Source organism: Pseudoalteromonas sp. L23, assembly GCF_021728455.1.
Taxonomy (GTDB): domain Bacteria; phylum Pseudomonadota; class Gammaproteobacteria; order Enterobacterales; family Alteromonadaceae; genus Pseudoalteromonas.
In genome coordinates, this window is the sequence record NZ_JAKKCW010000001.1 from 1 (window position 1) to 16,697 (window position 16,697).

At 38.7% G+C, this 16,697-nt stretch carries 14 protein-coding genes and 1 pseudogene; 6 read left to right on the forward strand and 9 right to left on the reverse strand.

Going from position 1 to position 16,697, the window contains the following annotated elements; translation table 11 throughout:
- Nucleotides 1-375 (forward strand): integrase core domain-containing protein (locus tag L3V43_RS00005; RefSeq protein WP_237123921.1); only part of this gene is annotated, 375 nt, incomplete at its 5' end.
- A gap of 39 nt (nucleotides 376-414) precedes the next feature.
- On the opposite strand, the pseudogene L3V43_RS00010 reads toward L3V43_RS00005, so the two are convergent.
- A pseudogene (locus L3V43_RS00010) lies at nucleotides 415-603 on the reverse strand (LysR family transcriptional regulator); the annotation flags it as partial.
- A 105-nt stretch (nucleotides 604-708) separates the two neighbouring features.
- On the opposite strand from L3V43_RS00010, the gene L3V43_RS00015 reads away from it, so the two are divergent.
- Together L3V43_RS00015 and L3V43_RS00020 are read left to right on the forward strand one after the other, a co-directional pair.
- Entirely contained in the window at nucleotides 709-1,575 is an 867-nt protein-coding gene (locus L3V43_RS00015) for an MBL fold metallo-hydrolase (protein WP_237115959.1), read from the forward strand.
- Nucleotides 1,569-2,189: a DsbA family protein gene (locus L3V43_RS00020; RefSeq protein WP_237115958.1), complete on the forward strand. Its 621-nt coding sequence runs from the start codon at nucleotides 1,569-1,571 to the stop codon at nucleotides 2,187-2,189. Before L3V43_RS00015 ends, L3V43_RS00020 begins: the two co-directional genes overlap by 7 nt.
- Nucleotides 2,190-2,335: 146 nt before the next feature.
- Here L3V43_RS00020 and L3V43_RS00025 read toward each other — a convergent pair whose 3' ends face one another.
- On the reverse strand, nucleotides 2,336-3,811 hold the full coding sequence (locus L3V43_RS00025; RefSeq protein ID WP_237115957.1) for a serine hydrolase: 1,476 nt from the start codon (nucleotides 3,809-3,811) through the stop codon (nucleotides 2,336-2,338).
- An 82-nt stretch (nucleotides 3,812-3,893) separates the two neighbouring features.
- Here L3V43_RS00025 and L3V43_RS00030 point away from each other — a divergent pair, with 82 nt between their 5' ends.
- Nucleotides 3,894-4,427 (forward strand): XRE family transcriptional regulator, encoded by a 534-nt coding sequence (locus tag L3V43_RS00030; protein ID WP_084204354.1) that lies wholly within the window; start codon nucleotides 3,894-3,896, stop codon nucleotides 4,425-4,427.
- A gap of 154 nt (nucleotides 4,428-4,581) precedes the next feature.
- On the opposite strand, the gene L3V43_RS00035 is transcribed toward L3V43_RS00030, so the two are convergent.
- From L3V43_RS00035 to L3V43_RS00045, 3 genes are all read right to left on the reverse strand, one after another.
- Nucleotides 4,582-5,355 carry a hypothetical protein gene (locus L3V43_RS00035; protein ID WP_237115956.1) on the reverse strand — a complete coding sequence of 258 codons (774 nt, stop codon included), beginning with the start codon at nucleotides 5,353-5,355 and terminating at the stop codon, nucleotides 4,582-4,584.
- Nucleotides 5,356-5,527: 172 nt separating this feature from the next.
- A complete protein-coding gene (locus L3V43_RS00040; RefSeq protein ID WP_039497169.1) occupies nucleotides 5,528-5,899 on the reverse strand; it encodes a hypothetical protein in 372 nt (123 codons plus the stop codon).
- Nucleotides 5,900-6,215: 316 nt separating this feature from the next.
- Nucleotides 6,216-7,895: a hypothetical protein gene (locus tag L3V43_RS00045; RefSeq protein ID WP_237115955.1), complete on the reverse strand. Its 1,680-nt coding sequence runs from the start codon at nucleotides 7,893-7,895 to the stop codon at nucleotides 6,216-6,218.
- 536 nt (nucleotides 7,896-8,431) lie between these two features.
- On the opposite strand from L3V43_RS00045, the gene L3V43_RS00050 reads away from it, so the two are divergent.
- Nucleotides 8,432-9,304: an abortive infection family protein gene (locus L3V43_RS00050; protein WP_174170049.1), complete on the forward strand. Its 873-nt coding sequence runs from the start codon at nucleotides 8,432-8,434 to the stop codon at nucleotides 9,302-9,304.
- A 21-nt stretch (nucleotides 9,305-9,325) separates the two neighbouring features.
- Complete coding sequence (locus tag L3V43_RS00055; protein WP_174170048.1) at nucleotides 9,326-10,234, forward strand: ion channel; 909 nt, start codon at nucleotides 9,326-9,328, stop codon at nucleotides 10,232-10,234.
- A gap of 9 nt (nucleotides 10,235-10,243) precedes the next feature.
- Here the strand turns inward: L3V43_RS00055 and gmtX are convergent, their stop codons facing one another.
- The 4 genes from gmtX to L3V43_RS00075 form a co-directional block, all read right to left on the reverse strand.
- Nucleotides 10,244-10,606 (reverse strand): gamma-mobile-trio protein GmtX, encoded by a 363-nt coding sequence (gene gmtX, locus L3V43_RS00060; RefSeq protein WP_237115954.1) that lies wholly within the window; start codon nucleotides 10,604-10,606, stop codon nucleotides 10,244-10,246.
- Nucleotides 10,607-11,359: 753 nt separating this feature from the next.
- Nucleotides 11,360-11,782: a hypothetical protein gene (locus L3V43_RS00065; RefSeq protein ID WP_237115953.1), complete on the reverse strand. Its 423-nt coding sequence runs from the start codon at nucleotides 11,780-11,782 to the stop codon at nucleotides 11,360-11,362.
- Nucleotides 11,783-11,916: 134 nt separating this feature from the next.
- The gene (locus tag L3V43_RS00070; RefSeq protein ID WP_237115952.1) at nucleotides 11,917-12,552 is read right to left on the reverse strand and encodes a hypothetical protein; all 636 of its coding nucleotides are present in this window, start codon (nucleotides 12,550-12,552) and stop codon (nucleotides 11,917-11,919) included.
- Between the two features lie 33 nt (nucleotides 12,553-12,585).
- Nucleotides 12,586-16,584 (reverse strand): hypothetical protein, encoded by a 3,999-nt coding sequence (locus L3V43_RS00075; RefSeq protein WP_237115951.1) that lies wholly within the window; start codon nucleotides 16,582-16,584, stop codon nucleotides 12,586-12,588.
- Nucleotides 16,585-16,697 lie beyond the last annotated feature (113 nt).

A 16,697-nucleotide genomic window follows, 5' to 3' on the forward strand; every position in this document is an offset into this window, starting at 1 on the left:
CTGGCGATTGAGGTCGATACAAGCTTAACTTCTGAACGAGTTATTAGAACACTACAACAAATTATTGCTTGGCGAGGAAAACCAAAGCAGATTAGAGTGGATAATGGTCCAGAATTTACTTCAACGGCACTTGAAGATTGGGCAATGAAAAATGACATCAAGTTGGAATTTATAGAGCCAGGCAGTCCTTACCAAAATGGTTTTGTGGAAAGGTTTAACCGAAGTTACCGTGAAGAAGTGCTCGATTTATACTTGTTTGAGTCACTGCAAGAAGTACGTGAAATCACTGATGAGTGGTTAGATATTTATAATTATGAGCGACCTCATGATTCACTTGGCGATATGACACCAATTGGCTATCTTGAGGCTGCATAAAATTCTATGAAATAGCTGTACTAAATTGGGTGGAGTTACATCCCCAGCTGTCGTTAAAGACACTCTTCTCGTGGTGCGATGTAATAAACGAATGTTTAGCCAGCTCTCCATTGCTTCAATGTACCGAGTTACCATAGGGCGAGACATATCTAGCCTGTCAGCCGTCGCGGTAAAGCTACCCGTGATTGCAACGTCGGCAAAGACCTTAGCAGCGATGAGTTTATCCATTCATTTGCTCGATTTATGAAACAATGATGTTTAGTTTGGCATGTTTTTCTGAGCCTATCAATTTCATATTATCTGCTCCGTACTAAACCTATTGAGGCAAAAGATATGAAACACCTAACGTTGATAGCAGCATCGACTTTATTAGCAAGCAATGCGATGGCAGCAAACACCGCCCCACTTACACTGGATGTTTATAACGCTGACAAAAACAGCTTCCACGTTAACTCAACGCTGGTGATTGGTGAGAGTGAAGTAATGGTCGTAGATACAGGTTTTACCAAAGCGGATGCTCTACGCATAGCAGCCAAAGTACTCGACAGCGGCAAAACCTTAAAGACGATTTTTATCAGCCAAGCTGATCCGGATTATTATTTTGGCGCGGAAGTGCTACACACTTTATTCCCTGAAGCTAAGATCCTAACCACAGCGGCCGTAAAAGCAGTGATTGAAGAAAAACTCGCGGGTAAACTAGCATTTTGGACACCAAAAATGGGGGAAAATGCACCTGTTAAGCCATACATCCCCACAGTTGTAGAGGGAAATACACTCTTTGTAGATGGGCACAAAATAGAGATCCACGGCACGCAATTTGAGCTGGCACACCGCCCCTACTTATGGATCCCGTCAAGTAAAGCGATTCTGGGCAATGTTGCAGTCTACGGTAATGTGCACTTATGGATGGCCGATGCGCAATCCCAACGCAGTCAACAAGCGTGGAGTCGCCAATTAAAAGAGTTAAAAGCATTGAAGCCAGAGGTTGTAATACCTGGCCACATGAAAGCAGGCACCAAACTTGATGCAAGTAGCATAAGCTACTCGCAGCAGTATTTAAGCGACTTTAGTCAGGCAAAAAGCAGCAGCAAAAATAGCGCTGAACTGATTGATAGTATGTCTGCACGCTACCCTGATGCAGGATTACCTATGGCGTTGGGTATTGGTGCTAAGGTACATATGGGAGAGATGAAATGGTAAAAGTGCACTACTTCTTCGACCCCATGTGTGGCTGGTGTTACGGTGCGACTTCACTGTTGGATGCGATTGCAGCCAACAGTGACCTCAAGCTTGAACTGCATCCTGGAGGTATGATTGCCAACCAATCTATAGAGAAAGCGTTCCGCAATCACATTCTCACAAGTGATGCGCGTATAGCCAGCATAACAGGCGCGCAGTTTGGCAAAGGTTACACCCAAAGAGTGAAGAGTAACGATCCGATGATCCTTGACTCATACATCACCGCTCGTGCCATCATAACCGCTGAGCAATTGGGCATAGCGCCACTTAACATGCTTAAAACTATTCAGCATGCCCACTATGTAGAGGGCAAAAAGGTTAACCGAACTGAAGTCATAGAAGGACTCGCGGTAGAGCTTGGGCTAGATAAAAACCACTGGCAACGAGCTATGCTGGCAAACCAAGGGGCTGAGCAAACAAAAATCGTGCAAAGCCGCCTATTAATGCAAAAGCTTCAAGTTACTGGCTACCCAACCCTTATCCTTGAAAAGCATGATACGTTCGTAAAGCTTCCGCATACTGCCTATTACGGTAAGCCCGATGCTTGGCGCCAGCTAATTGATGACTATATATAGTATTTCTATGACAAGCTTTGGGGTTGAAATTAGAGATACTGTTACGCTAATGTGAGCCCCAAAAGGGGCTGCTGGCATATCCGCTACACAACTTTGACGTTGTCACACCAATTTGCATTTAGATTGCCACTAACCTTGCCTCTGAATTACCTAACTTTTTGGAATTGCCAATCCTTTAATTCGATAACGGACATGCTTTTATCAGCGGTTAGTTCGTAGAACTTACCCGGTCTAAGTTCTACTATAAATTCATTATCTGCTTGTCCACTGTAAATCTTGCTCTGTAAATCCCCCCAAGCAAGATGTAAATCGCTGTCTCTCTGTTTAATAGTCAACCGTCCAACTTCCGTGTTTTCGTATACACCTTCAAGTAATGACTTAAGCGAAGGTGATATGCTCCGGCGTTTTGACAAGTCTTCTCTTCTAGCAGCAATTTCTGCCTTTGCTTTCTCGACATAAACAGCAAGATCAGTCATCTCCTCTTGATGGAATTCAATAAGCTTACTCACATCTTGATTAGTTAACATTTTATAAGCGATTTCAGTTATTCTGCCATTTAACTCATTTGCAATGAGCCCACTTTCGTTATGAACAACAACGACACCAAGATTTTTTTCGGGAGCGTAAGATACTTGAACAGAAGCGCCATCAAATCCCCCTGTGTGCATTAACACACTTTCACCAGCGACTTTTGAGTGCATCCATCCCCATCCATAGCCGGAAAAATAGCTATCAATATCACTAACCAGTAGTTGTTGAGACGCTCTTACAACCGACTTGGGAAACGCTGAGCGCTCTACATTTATTGGTAGCAAGTGGGTTATCAACTTACCCCAATCATTTGGTCTGGCAAAGATACCCACTGAATACAAAGTCGCATTGTTTTTATTCATATAAATCTCAGATTGACCACTTCGAAATTTATATGAATATGAGCTTGGAATAGGCCAATTTTGCAATCTCGCTTGGTCAACATCTGCTGTTGAATTTTTCATTCCTGCAGGTGAAAGCACTAGCTCTTTAATCGCGTTGGGCCATCCTCCTTCATAGTTCTCATCAAACCATATTGCTAAAAGATTGTACCCAAGGTTTGTGTAACCAAACTCACCTTTTTTAATTTTCGGGTGCGGTTTTAGCGAGGAAACAAAATGAAGTCGTTGCTTTTTGTCATGGTTTCCTGTGTAAGAAAAAGTCCATGTCATCGCGTCATTTGTTAACCCAGAGCGATGAGACAATAAATCTCTGACTGAGTAGTTGTCAGGATTGATATAAGAAAACTTAACGTTTGGAAATAGCTGCCTCAAGGTAGAGTCCTTAGAAAGCAAACCTTCTTTTTCAGCCTGTAATGTCGCCAGCCCCATTATCGCTTTAGTTGTCGAAGCGAAGTAGTAAACCGAATTTGTATCGACAGGGATCTGCTTTTCAACATTCGCCATACCAACGTGAACTTCGTGAGTAATTTGACCATCCTTAATCAATACAACGGATGTTCCTGAAACCGACTTAGTCATGGATTTGGCTTTAACAATAAAGTTGTCTAAAGGCGTATATTCTGACGCTACACTGACCGAGCTGATGAAACAAAGTAAATAAACTAAGCAAAAAAAAGTTTTACTAGCCATGTAATTCCCTTCTGAATAGATAAGTACTGCATTGTGCGTTATAGTGTACACAATATCACTGTACGCAATAACGCACAACATAATGAAAGTTAAATCGGAAATTTCCAAAAACCTAGGTGTTAGATTAAAAGACATCAGAAAAGAGAGAGGCCTAAGCCTAGATAAATTGGCCAACATGACCGGCATCTCCAAGGCGATGTTAGGACAAATTGAAAGGTTTGAGTCTAGTCCAACAGTTGAATTATTGTGGAAGTTGGCGCAGGGTATTGGCATAGAGTACACAGTGTTACTTGATCCGAGCGACCCGCAGAATTCGAATAACTCTATCAACCAAGAAGGCTCTATATTTGCTCCTGTTTATTCATCTAACGGGTGCAAAAATACCGAGGTGTTTGTCATTTCTCTCATTCCAAATGATGAACACTTAAGAGAGCCGCATGATAATGTTGCCGAAGAACTTGTTCATGTTCTAGAGGGTCAACTTGAAGTTTTTTATGACGGTGTTTGGCATCTCCTTAAAACTGATCAGAAAACCAAGTTTAGTGCTGCGCAAAAGCATGGTTATAGAGCTTTAGATTCTGCTACAAAGTTTATTAACGTCATAGTTTATAAGTGAATTTCATTTTAACGAATTTTTGCCGATTGACTTTAAACAAGCAGTCTCTGATATTTTAGACTCTGAAGTATTGTAGTGTGCGTCCGCTCATCACTATCTTCAACTTTTGAGCGTCATGCAAAATGTGAGACTTACCCACGCTATCAATACTCAATTACACATTTATGTTAATTCTAGGATATATTGCCTCGTTCATTTTCATTGCAAACAGCATTGGGTGGCTATTCACTTTGTCCTCAAGTGTATGATAATCCTGACCAAAGCCCGTATCATGGAATTGGTTTTCGAAGCTTTTACTTAACTCATTCAACCTAATATTGCCATAAAGGTCCTTTGCTTCGATGCCTTGCCGATCTGCACCAGAGAATCGAACAATTTGCGCAAGTCCTTCATGTACCTGTTCATAGGCATTTTTTAGCTTATTGTTTTCGTTAATTATAGATTCAAGATCCTCACGCAATTTACCGTCTACACTTCCACCAACGAGCTTTAGTGTGCCATCTTCCTCTTGCGATAAATCTAAAGAGCTCAAATCAATTCTTGGATTTAAGCTACTTTGTTCTTTTTTAAATTTTTCAAACTCGCTTAAGGTGGTTGCAAACGCCTCTTGCGTCTCTCCCATCACTTTATAATTTTGTTTGCTAATCTCAAAAGTTTCTTGTTTTAATTTTTGGATTTCTTCTTCTGTTAATACTGGCGTATTTTCGGCTGACAATGCCGCAGCGTTCATCTCCTTCTTTGGTGCTTGAGGTTCGATGTTATGCGCCTTAGCCTCCTTTTTAGCGGTTAAGTTACTGGCTAAATTGACCTGCGAATTAACTAGTGGTGAATTAATCTTCACTGTTTCAGTCCTTGATAGTGGTAAATGTCTGATGTAGAAAACATTAACATTTGTGTTGATTTTCTCAAGGAGAAAAGAAAACAACATTTGTAACCGCTTTTAAAAGACTAAAATACTGTATAAGACATGCTGGCATAGAGAAAGTTAACTCTATGCCACTTTAATGAGGAAGTTAAGGTATAGGTCAGCAATGATATTTTCACTACACAAACCAGATTTTGGTGACAAAAAACTGCCTTACTCTTTTCAATATTAACGACTAGACAATTAAGAAATTAATTCTTCGTAATTCGTCATCATTAGGCGAACTTCTATATCCCATTGCTGACACATCTATTTCGCTTTGGTTAGCATTTACTGCAAGGCTCTTTACACCTTCCTGAGGATCTTTAATACTCAAGATTTCCAAAGTACCGAGTACGTTACCGCTGTCTCCGCCAATAAAATCAATATCTAACTCACCATGGTGGCCTGTTTTAGCGACCACCTTAAAGACGCCATGTTCACCTCGAGGGATTACTTTACCATCAATTGAACTGCCATCACCCTCAACCCAAGAGTCTCGAGTGACTTTCGTAGTAATTGATTGGTTTGTTCTATTCTTAATTGTGACATTCGCTGGACTGGACATAAACAAACTCCTTCTTTCGAACTTGTGCTTGAAGGCCTTCCCTCAAGCTGCGTACAAAGTATAGAAACGAAAAATGAGTGAGGCCATTACAGCGCATTACAAAAAATACTGATGGGTTTTGCCATTTTTTTACCCAGTGATAAGCGGATAACAAATTTGTACAACAACGCCACAACGCGAAATACATAAATAGGCTGACTGAAAATTGCCCGAAACAACGACTAGTTAGTCCCATTGAATGCTATATACTCTGGGCCATTGAGTTCTAAATTTACATTGGATATTAGCTAAATGATCCACGACAATGCTTTACTTGTTACAATGAATTCATCATGGTTTCAAGATTACTCCATGTAACTGAACCACTTAGACTAATTTCTCCGACACCATTCAATGAATCTATATTCATTCTTACAATTTTAGATAGTTTTTCTTTTCTATTATTAGAATCAACTACGTCACTAAATTTTAATATTCGTGCAGCTAGTGGTGGCAACTCAAAGCCATATGGGTTAACTGGGTTAGACTTAAATACGGACTTGGCACCAGGTTTCGATGAAAATATCACAGCATTGTTTTGTTGGCGGTACTCAAATCTGCTCCCAATTTGCCGCATGACCTTCCCAATATCTGACAGCTCATTTGTGATCAGCGCACTATCACCAATATAGTAAAGTTCAGTTCCTTCCTTATCCCCTAATAGCATGCTAACCCTAGTAAGGGCATCAGCCATCTCATCATTTGGGTAACATGCATCGATCATTAGTGTGAAAGGTACGTTTGCCATTGACAGCGCATTGTATAGCTGCTCTACAAGAATAAGGCCATCTCCCGACTCACTAAGTGAAGGGCTATAGCTCTGTGCAGCTCGTTCCGCGTAGTCTTTATTTACATTACCTTGAAGTAGTACGATTTCTCCATTAGGTAAAGAAAGGGCATGCCCTGTGTAATATACCACTAGGTGCTCTACAGGATTCTCAAGAAGCTCTAGTGTCAGATCCACCGTCCAATCCAATAACTTATCATCACTGATCGGCATTTGTTTGGTGCTATTCAGTTGCTTTACAAAAACTGGGTCATAAGATTCAAAGAATTGCCGCATCAAAAGAGAAGCTTCTGTAGATTGCGGTATATCTAACGACCGAAAGTTAGCGTAATGTGCATTGGCAATTGTAACCACTCCAAATGAATTGTTCGTTTTTCGTTCTTGAACAGGGTTTTCATTACCGATCTCTGCCACTCTTCTAGAGCTCAACTCATTTAGTACTAACGCACCTTTGTCAGATAAATCAGTAGCAACATAACTTGCTTCCATCACTTCATAGGCAAATACGATAGGCGAATTAATAGAAAATGATATTTCTTTTCTATCTTCAATATTATCTGAAAAGTTAAATGAGCCAAGTCTTGCTTTCTCAACTTTATATCCAGTTTTAGACATATCAACTAGCGTTTTGACACCAGACTCATTTAGCGCGCGAACCACGTACTCAACGACACCAACATACGCGCGACTTACAATAATTGGCTCTATATTATTTTCCATAGCCGCCTGCACTAAAACATTTTTTGCAATTTTCTCCTTCAATGCACCAATTGGTAATTCTGCAATAAATGCATCTTTAATATTAAGAGTTACTTCCAATTGTCCATCATTAGAAAACGTATTATTAAACAAGCTGCTTTTTCCACCAGCCTGAACATTGGACATATCGTTAACAACTGCTTCTATAGTAAATTGTTCACCTCTCAAAATAGATTCATCATCAGCATCACCCGAGCTGTAAACCATAAATGATGAATTGCTTGGGGATAGTATTGAGCCCGGAAAGCGAGCATGTTTTGGAGGGAGATTTAACAATAATTTGCTTGGTTCGACATTTACAGCAGAGGCAATTGCTTCCTTTAATGTTTTCTTTTGTATATCTCCAATAACGAAAACAGCAATGCCAACTACTGCGGTTATAAAAACAACAATTGCGAGTGATTTTTTCATGTTGGTCCCATAAATTCCTATTCACCTGTTGTAGCTCCAAAGCTACTATTGAGAAGTGTTTTTGATTGCATAACAACCGTAATCAACGAGCTATTGGGCTATTATCTATCTTTAAATCGTCTTGTTTCCATCCATCTTATACCTCTACCATTTGCTCTAAATAATTACTTTTACAATGTTTACATTCACTCTACAATCTTATTCTAGGACAAAAACGAGTAAGTGGGAGGAACAACAGCAATTGGCAGAAGAGACCGAGCCGTTATATGACCCAGTTTATGGATTTCAGCAAAACCCACGCTATAAAAGAAAACCGACACGGGCTTTTAGGGATTTTATTGACCTAAACCCCGCGCCAAAACAATACGAAACAAGGTGGTTTAGGTGTCCATTTTGTTTTCATGTTTGGAGCCGTTCAAGTGAAGATGTGCCATACTCCAAGAAACTAACTGAATGCTCTCATTGCACTTCATCTGTCAAAATAGATTAACTTCTGGCAGCCTTAATTACATTACAAACTCAAGGCGTTATACCAAATGAACAAACAGATACCTGCCCCGCTTATCGCTGTATCAGTAGATGCTCTGTCAAACTTAGAAACTCACGCATCTATGGATTCTCTATTCATGTACTCCAACGCTCCTGGAGAACCGCCTGAAGGTAGTAAGTCGGTCAAAGCCCTTGAGTGGTTAAGAAGAGTCAATAACCAGTCCAATGAACCTTTAGATATTCTGGGTAAGCTCATAGAAAATTATATGGAAAACCCTGATTATCAATCAGAATACACCGAGGTAATGCTTCAAAAAGTTGAAAATAAAGCTTACAAGTATGTTCAAAATATTAGGAAATGTTTGTCTAAATATGGACTTGAATATCATCAAGGTGGTCTTATTTTAGATGGGGCTAGTGCTCCGATAAAGTCTTTATCTACCATCATCAGAAACCGAGACTTACCAGCTATCAATGCAGAATTCGACAGGGCTATAGAAAATTTAGTTCGTGACCCAAGAGAAGCAATATTGGCAGCTTGCAACATACTTGAAGCAGTCTGTAAGACTTTTATCGAAGATGCGGGCTTAGCTATGCCTGCTAAAAAAGACCTACAGGGAGTTTGGAAAGTCATAAAAGATGAACTTGGCTTTGATATTAGGCAGATTCAGGACGAGGACCTAATTCGAATCCTGAGTGGGTTATTTTCGACAGTTAGTGGTATCGGAGCCTTACGAACTCATGCAAGTGCCGCGCATGCTGAGGGAAGAACTCGCTACAATATAAAACCTCGTCATGCTCGACTAGCAGTACATGCAGCACATACCGCAGCCGTGTTCATTATAGAAAGCTGGGATGAGAAAAATTCAAAAAAAGCATTAAATCATACAAAAGTTAAAAATATCAAACCCACACTATAATTAGTATTTAAAGGTGTTTAATTGAAAAGTCCTATACGTTGGTTTAGCTACTATCTGATATGTGTACTTCTATTTGCGGTCGTTTACTGGCTGCTGTGGTTGCAAAAGCCAGATAGATTCATCATCAACCCCCAACTAAACGTGCATCCCTTTCAGAATATTGAAAGCTTCCTTTGGGAAGATAGACCACATTACCAAACTAGCTTCCAAGTTGATTTGTATACGTATAAAAGAAATTACGATATTTTCTATACAAAGTTACGAGAAGCTGAACTGCAAATCCTAGATATTGAACATCAACTGAAAATTTTGGAAGACAGCCTAGTTGCTCTAGATAACAAAAGAAACTCTGAAATTGATAACAACTTCAGACTCTATGATGAGAAGAAGCTTAAACCGTTTAGAAATACTGAAGAAGCTATCCAAGTTCAGTTGGATATTCTTGAGAAAAAGCTCCCGAAAGAAATAACTACAGAAGCTGATTTAGATATTTTAAAAGAACTAGGAAAGAAAAGAGTTGAACTCGCACAAGCAAAATCAAAGACGGCGAATCAAGCATACTTAAACTCCGAGAACCTCCTTCAAAATTTGGCAGGCTTTATGTCCAATGAAACTTGGGATGAATATAGAAAAGCATCTGATACCAAAAAGAAGCTTTTTCAGAAACGATATGACTACGAAAATATCATTAGTGAAACTCGTAGAAAAGCAATTGATGCATTAAGGGATGATATTCAATTGGTGAGAAGCAGGGTTAGCTTTGTCGACTTTGCGTTCTTCAGCATAGGGATCTCCACAACGACCACATTTGGTGATCTAGTAGCGAATGATTATTTAACCAAGCTTCTAGTGAGCATTCAGCTACTTACTTGTCTTGTAATTATTTCAATCTTTTTAGGTGCCGTAATTAAAATGTATAAATTGGGATGAAAGCTAAATTCAAAGTATCTTTTTAAGCCTATTCACATACCCACGCTTATAGATCTCGTTTCCCTCAGCATCTTTGACTTGTCCAGTTGGCATAACTTCCCAGTCTTGTTTATTGAAAAACGCATCAGAAATTGCGGCTTTAATAGTTTCAACTTCCAGCGGTACCAGTTGTTTGTTTTCAAGTGTGGTGTTGGTTTTATCGCTTTTGGTTCTGTCTATAAATAAGTCAGAGTTGGCTTTTAATGTATTGAGCTGATCACGGTATTTATTACGTTCGGCAATCAGTGAGCCTACAACAGCTCTAATCACTGGATCGTCGATAGCATCGAGAATATGTTGGTCGTTGCTGTTCAATAACGGCTTTTGGCGCACTGAGAGTGGCTTTTTACACGTCGCGCCTGCTAGCCTCAATTAATTGCTGAAAATGCTTTCCTGTGCGATTACGGATGGTTTGCGTTGATGGACCGCCTTGTTCTTTTGACAACCGCCCGATCGTTGCCATGGAGAAGTCGAGAGGTGTTATTCTACTTTGTTGCTCAAGCTCTAAGTTCTACACAATTAAAGTATTGCCATGGCTTTTGCAAGGCTCTTTGCTGGCATTAACCATCAAGTTAGCTGATAGCCCATTAGCAGCGACATAGTATCGCTCATGTTTGATCTGTGATTAATGGCCGTGATTTTCTTTAAGTCATCTTTTAAGTCTGCAAATACTTCTACGTCATCGCAAATTAGGATCAGCTGCCTAAATTTAGGTTCTGTGTCTAAAAACTAAAAATGGTGATATATCTTGCGCGGAGCCAAGCACAATCACTTTGTCTTTGCGGGCGTGGCTAACACGGCAACTAAACCAACTTGTACGTATGAGTTTTAGAAGATTAGTAGAGAAAGTACCATTTGATCTAGTTAACTGAGATCTAGCATTTAGTTGGATTTATAAAGGAATTAGTATAGTTTTGGTAACTATGAATAAGACTTATACTTCAAACAGCAAATATTGGAGCTTGTAGTATAAGTTTGCATAAAGGCGTCACCTTTACTTCAATGACTTAGCATTTTGATGGAAGTATAACTTTGCATAAAATTGAAGTAAAAGAGTGTAAAAAGTGACCACATCCGTCCAATACGTTAATTAGTAAAGCTTAATAGTCTAGCTATTTTACTGAGCCAGCCTGCTTCTCCATCCTTATTTGTTTGGTTAGGTGCTTGTATTGCTTGACGACGTATAAAGATTGGGGCTTGAATTTCTGCTAGATATTTACGTGCGTCCAAATATTCATTGAACTCTTGAATATCAAAATCACGTACTATCTTCCGTTCCTGCCAAAACACTTTCCAGACATTATTTTCATGGAGGAAATATAGCCCATCATAACCATCCCGAGATGTATTTACGAAGTTACCTATAGGCCTTTTTGACTCCCACTCAACATACTCTTCCATGGATAGATCGAACATAGAAACAAGATTACTTTCTCCATACTTTTCGCATAGCTCGCGATAGCTAAGCTTATCCAAGTATTCATACTGTTTTGACTTGCTCAATTTCATGGAACACCAGGCCGCTAAACAATGAGGGGTTGTAAAATAGCATACCTTGTAAGGTTATTGTTTACCAACATTCACCCGAATAATCGGTCAGAATAAGTATGAGTGACTTTAAATAATTAATACTACATGTCAGCCTACCCTAAAAGCCCTTTATCCAGTTTTTTTACTGCACTTATTGCGTCAAAGACATCCGATTCTAGCAACCTATCCCATATATCCAAACAAATATTTACGGCAGCTTTATCTTCATCTTCAGTCGCTTCATCATAAAGCCTTTGAAGAACTTTAATTAACGAAGAATAATCAATACTTAAACTCTTAAGCTTGCTACCCTCTGTTAAATTAACTACAAGCTTTAATAAGTGATCACTATATTCAGTTATAGAGCCAGCTTGGTTTTCTAATTGATTAAACAGCTCCCATAAACAATGTTTGGCAGCACTTGATTGAGCAAATATTTCAAAGAGATCTCTTGTGTTATGTTTTGTCCAATAGTGTTCTGCGCCTACACAACTTCCTACAGTCTTTAGTATATCCTCGCTATCACAATTTAAAAACGCTGTATAAGCTATTATTACTTTATCTATTATATCGTGATACTTATCCTCTGTTAGAAACTGCCGAATAACTGATGCACAGCCTTCTTTTAGGATGTTTTCACCATTGATAACTAAATCAATTTCTTCTTGAAATAAATCGTCGAAGAACCAACGAGCATAAATCTGACGTGCGGCTTCTTTCTTTACATCACCGTATGGTGATTTAATCATCCGTAAAACCAAATCAACATATTCCGATTGTCTTTATTCCTCGAATCCACTGTTAAAAAAGTTGAATGCACCACGAGCACAAGCCATGCGAAGGTCTTTGTTACACAACTCTAAAAATTTGCCATTTGCATACCCATTATCGTAGTTAAGCATAGACAGTAATAAGTCAATCGCGGTTATATTGACAGCTGGATGAAAATCATTAATAGCTGCCTCTATTAAATTCTTGTTATTGATAGCAAAGCCTTTATCTTCCCAAAAAATATGTGAAATGCCTCTATACGCTATTCCCCTCGTACAGTTGATAGCGTTACTAAATAATGTATCAACATCAGCTTCTGCAGCACTATCGCTTTTCTTTATTTCTCGGACATTAAGCTTATCAAAACAAGGATCTGTAGCAGTTTGAGCAATGTTAACTAATAGAGCTATAGTACTTTCCGACAAACCATCTTCAGATCTGCTTTCAATTAAGCGAGCTAGAGAGCGCTCATTATTACTACTTCCAAAGTGCTCAATCACTCTCTCTATCAGCTCCATGGGACATTGTTGCCAATGTTCACGAAAACCTTCTGATATCTTACTCTGATTTGTTTCAGTCAGACCCCAATAAAAAGCTTCTATGAACTCTTTATCTATTTCACAAGGAAGTGTTAATGCCAGGTTGGCGAATCTAATCGGTTCATTTCTTACAGCATTATCCAGCGTTCTAGCAAACTCTTCAGTACTGGACTCAATTGTACATCTTTTCCCATTTTTGAACCTATACCTATTTTTATTGATACTATCTCGGGGGCTTGTAATTAGGTTAAACCAAGATTTGTCTGATAGATTATTCGGGTGAAAAATAGGTGACGTTACCGCATAAATGGATGAACTTTCTCGTATACAAAAATCGTCTTCCGAATACGAGTCAAATTTACGATTCAATACTGATATGAGTTGTTTTGTTTTATCATTCGTCCTTTGTAAAAATAATTTAGGCAGTAAAAAATATTGGGTTTCACCCCAGTAGTAATAATACAATCCTTCGCGTCTAGCTTCCAACCGCCATTTGATTTTGTCTATCGTTAAGTTTGGTTGAAAATAATAAATTTCATTTTCCAATGCGTTAAACGAAGAATAAGAACAATGTTCTGAAAATTTTTCTACCAACTTACCAGGCAATAGCCACTTTGGTTCTGTGTAGGTATTACCACAACTGAGTCGAGTTTTGGGATACTCCATCAGCCATTCGATAGCTAAGTCTGAATACTCAATAGAAAGGTTTAGCAAAAGGTTGGCTAATAAATAGTTCATTACAGGACTGGTGTTATTCAAATATGGGCGCATAAGATCAAATAATACTTCTGGCTCACGCGCTAACTCCTGTCCAGATAGTTTAACAATTGAAAATACACCATGTGTAAGGCAACTAGCTGGTTCATAGTTTGAGTACCGTTCTTTATGTAGCCACTGATAAACTATATCTCCACCATCTAAGTCACCCACACACTGATTGATTGATGACAATAAAACGCTAAGTGCTGTTTCAGGGATTAGCTTGGCAATATTTGAGATTTCATCAATTTCCATCGATGACCAATTGTCTCGTCTAGAAAATGACTCTAACTTCTTTACTCCTTGAGAGTAACTAGGTAGACAAAGAACATCTTTATAGTGACTTAGCATTAATTCAATTAAATTTAACGCTCGTTCAGGTTCTTTCTTCGATAGAGATTTCCAATCAATAAAGCCGACATTACAACCCAGAGACAAAAGCCGTAATCTCAGATTAAACATTTCACTGGAGTCATCTTCAATGTTCCAGCACAGAGCTCTGTATACTCTGCTGTTCCATGTACGAGATCTACCAACAAAGTGAGAGAGTTCTCCCAAGACCACTTGAGGTTCGTCTTCAGCGATTGAACTTAAAAGGTTTAATGCTCTGTCAATTAGTACTTCGTCAGTACCATTTAACCACTTTGAAATAACACCTTTTTCAGAAAGGTAATTAATAATACATTTATTTTTGTAGCAAGTGTTGTGGAGAAACCTCGAACGCAAATTTGATTGTTCAAGAATTTCGTCAACTAACAATTTCGCAGGCTTTGTAAGCTTATTAATTTCTTTTATCGTATTCAGAGTTAGGTATTTTAAGTGAAATCTAATTTCGTCACTATTTAGAATAGCTGACGAGCACTCGCAAAATGCACGCTGATCCGAATCTAGAAGCATATTCAAAGCGTATTTCAAGTGCTCTCTCTTGGTTAATGTTTGATTACTACTATCACCAATTTCTGTTAGTAAGGCCGATGCAGAGCTTATTCCTGCATTGAACAATTTTAAGCCAACTTGGTAATCAAATAATGCTTGATGGCGGAAGCTTATATTTTGACCTTGCTTAGTCAAAACGCCAACAGACAGTAGCGCATCTAAGGCTCTTTGGGTGCCAATAGTTAAAGTATTTGCAGATATAGCTAACCGAAACTTGCTTGTCATTAAAACTACTATTTCATCTATAAGGCGCATAGCATCGCGTTCATCTATATCGAAGCTTTTGACTATGCTAATTCGGTCTTCCCAATACTTTTTTATTAATTCAAGCTTGTTACTAAATAATGGAGCAGATAGTGTTCTATTAGCGATTGTAAGGTAGATACTTAACCACAATGGAATTTGCAGTATCCTTTTTTTTTCTTCATTTAGGGAGCCATACTTCTCGAATGGCGAGACTAGCCATTCCACGATATTATTGCATAAACGAGGAATGTAAATTATTCCCAAATCACCTTTAAGGCTTGAAACCCAGCTAGATAAAGCAACGTCCTCATTCAAGTCAAAGCTCCGACAAGCGAGCACAATCGAAACGCCTACACCTTCTTTTCTTAACAACAGTACTTGTCTAACGAGTTCTTGACAGACTTGGAGTGCGTTATTGGAGTGTCCCGCGGTCCACCTAATGACGTCAAGCTGATCTAAGATAATGACAACTTTTTTCTCACTAACAAACTTACTAAGACTTAGAACGGGAGAATACGGAAAGCCCAGAGACTTACCAAAGGAATCGGCATTATTCTCTGGTCTTTTTCTGTCCAGCCTTACTGGAACGCTAATTATATCCTGTTTACAAAGCTTTTGATGGAGTTCAAATAGTAAAGCACTTTTTCCCATACCAGCTTCAGCCTGAATTAAAGTAACAGCATGTTGTTTTAAAGATTCAAGCACGTGAACGACTTTATCAAGCCTTGAGACAAGTTGATTAGCTATTAGAAATGGTTTTACTGAGTCTTCAAAATCACTCGATAAACGCTCTATTACGGGGACAATTCTGCTGTCACCTGGAATGATTCTTGTTGAAAATCCACTAGACCTGAGATCATTAAGTAAGTCTTGTGCTGTAATCTTTTGCCTTAGACGATTATTTTCAACGACATAGTTTTTGAGGAAGCTAACTAGCTTTGTTGGATTCCCTAAGAACAAGTTACTGGCTTTGTCTTCTAATTCATTTTTTGTATATTGATTTATGTTGTACGGTATGACTCTAAATCTCTGTAAAAAGTAAATTGCTTTTTGAACATCTGAGTCAATATCAGTGTTTAAATTTAAATAATCGCAGATAGAAGTAAAAGAGTTTTTACGTTCTTTACTCGCGTTGATTTGATGACTAATAAAATCTTTTGGAATTCCGTTACAATTATCTGCGCTGTCATTTAAATCTGAAACTAGTTTGCAGGAAAGCGGGGATACGAGATGGAATTCAGTAGCCCCCCTCTCAATCTGAAATTGTGCGTTACTTAGTATATTCGACTGATTTAGCTGAGATAAAGTCCAATACTCACGGTTTCCACTACCAGCTTTGCATTGGTGATGTTCACACTGACCGTTATGTAAACCAGCGATAACATCAACACCAATTTCGTCTTCTCCTATTGGCTCTACTGTTAACCAGGCAATTTTTTCTTCCAATAAACGCAGTAACTGATAAGCGATCCAATTTGCTTCATATTTATTTCCTAGCTTTTCTGCATAACCGCCAGATTCTAGTGCCATGATAATACCCACTTTCCTTAAAAGTTAATTTACTTCATCTTTTGAACAAATCGCATAAGTAATTTGTGTACCACCGTAGCAAGGTATCGTTGCCAATATTCTATTGATCGTAT

Bases quoted from the DNA above. Each gene is read 5' to 3' on its own strand.
- L3V43_RS00015 (WP_237115959.1), top strand. From the start codon at position 709: ATGAAACACCTAACGTTGATAGCAGCATCGACTTTATTAGCAAGCAAT.
- L3V43_RS00020 (WP_237115958.1), top strand. From the start codon at position 1,569: ATGGTAAAAGTGCACTACTTCTTCGACCCCATGTGTGGCTGGTGTTAC.
- L3V43_RS00025 (WP_237115957.1), bottom strand. From the start codon at position 3,811: ATGGCTAGTAAAACTTTTTTTTGCTTAGTTTATTTACTTTGTTTCATC.
- L3V43_RS00030 (WP_084204354.1), top strand. From the start codon at position 3,894: ATGAAAGTTAAATCGGAAATTTCCAAAAACCTAGGTGTTAGATTAAAA.
- L3V43_RS00035 (WP_237115956.1), bottom strand. From the start codon at position 5,355: ATGTTGTTTTCTTTTCTCCTTGAGAAAATCAACACAAATGTTAATGTT.
- L3V43_RS00040 (WP_039497169.1), bottom strand. From the start codon at position 5,899: ATGTCCAGTCCAGCGAATGTCACAATTAAGAATAGAACAAACCAATCA.
- L3V43_RS00045 (WP_237115955.1), bottom strand. From the start codon at position 7,895: ATGAAAAAATCACTCGCAATTGTTGTTTTTATAACCGCAGTAGTTGGC.
- L3V43_RS00050 (WP_174170049.1), top strand. From the start codon at position 8,432: ATGAACAAACAGATACCTGCCCCGCTTATCGCTGTATCAGTAGATGCT.
- L3V43_RS00065 (WP_237115953.1), bottom strand. From the start codon at position 11,782: ATGAAATTGAGCAAGTCAAAACAGTATGAATACTTGGATAAGCTTAGC.
- L3V43_RS00070 (WP_237115952.1), bottom strand. From the start codon at position 12,552: ATGATTAAATCACCATACGGTGATGTAAAGAAAGAAGCCGCACGTCAG.
- L3V43_RS00075 (WP_237115951.1), bottom strand. From the start codon at position 16,584: ATGGCACTAGAATCTGGCGGTTATGCAGAAAAGCTAGGAAATAAATAT.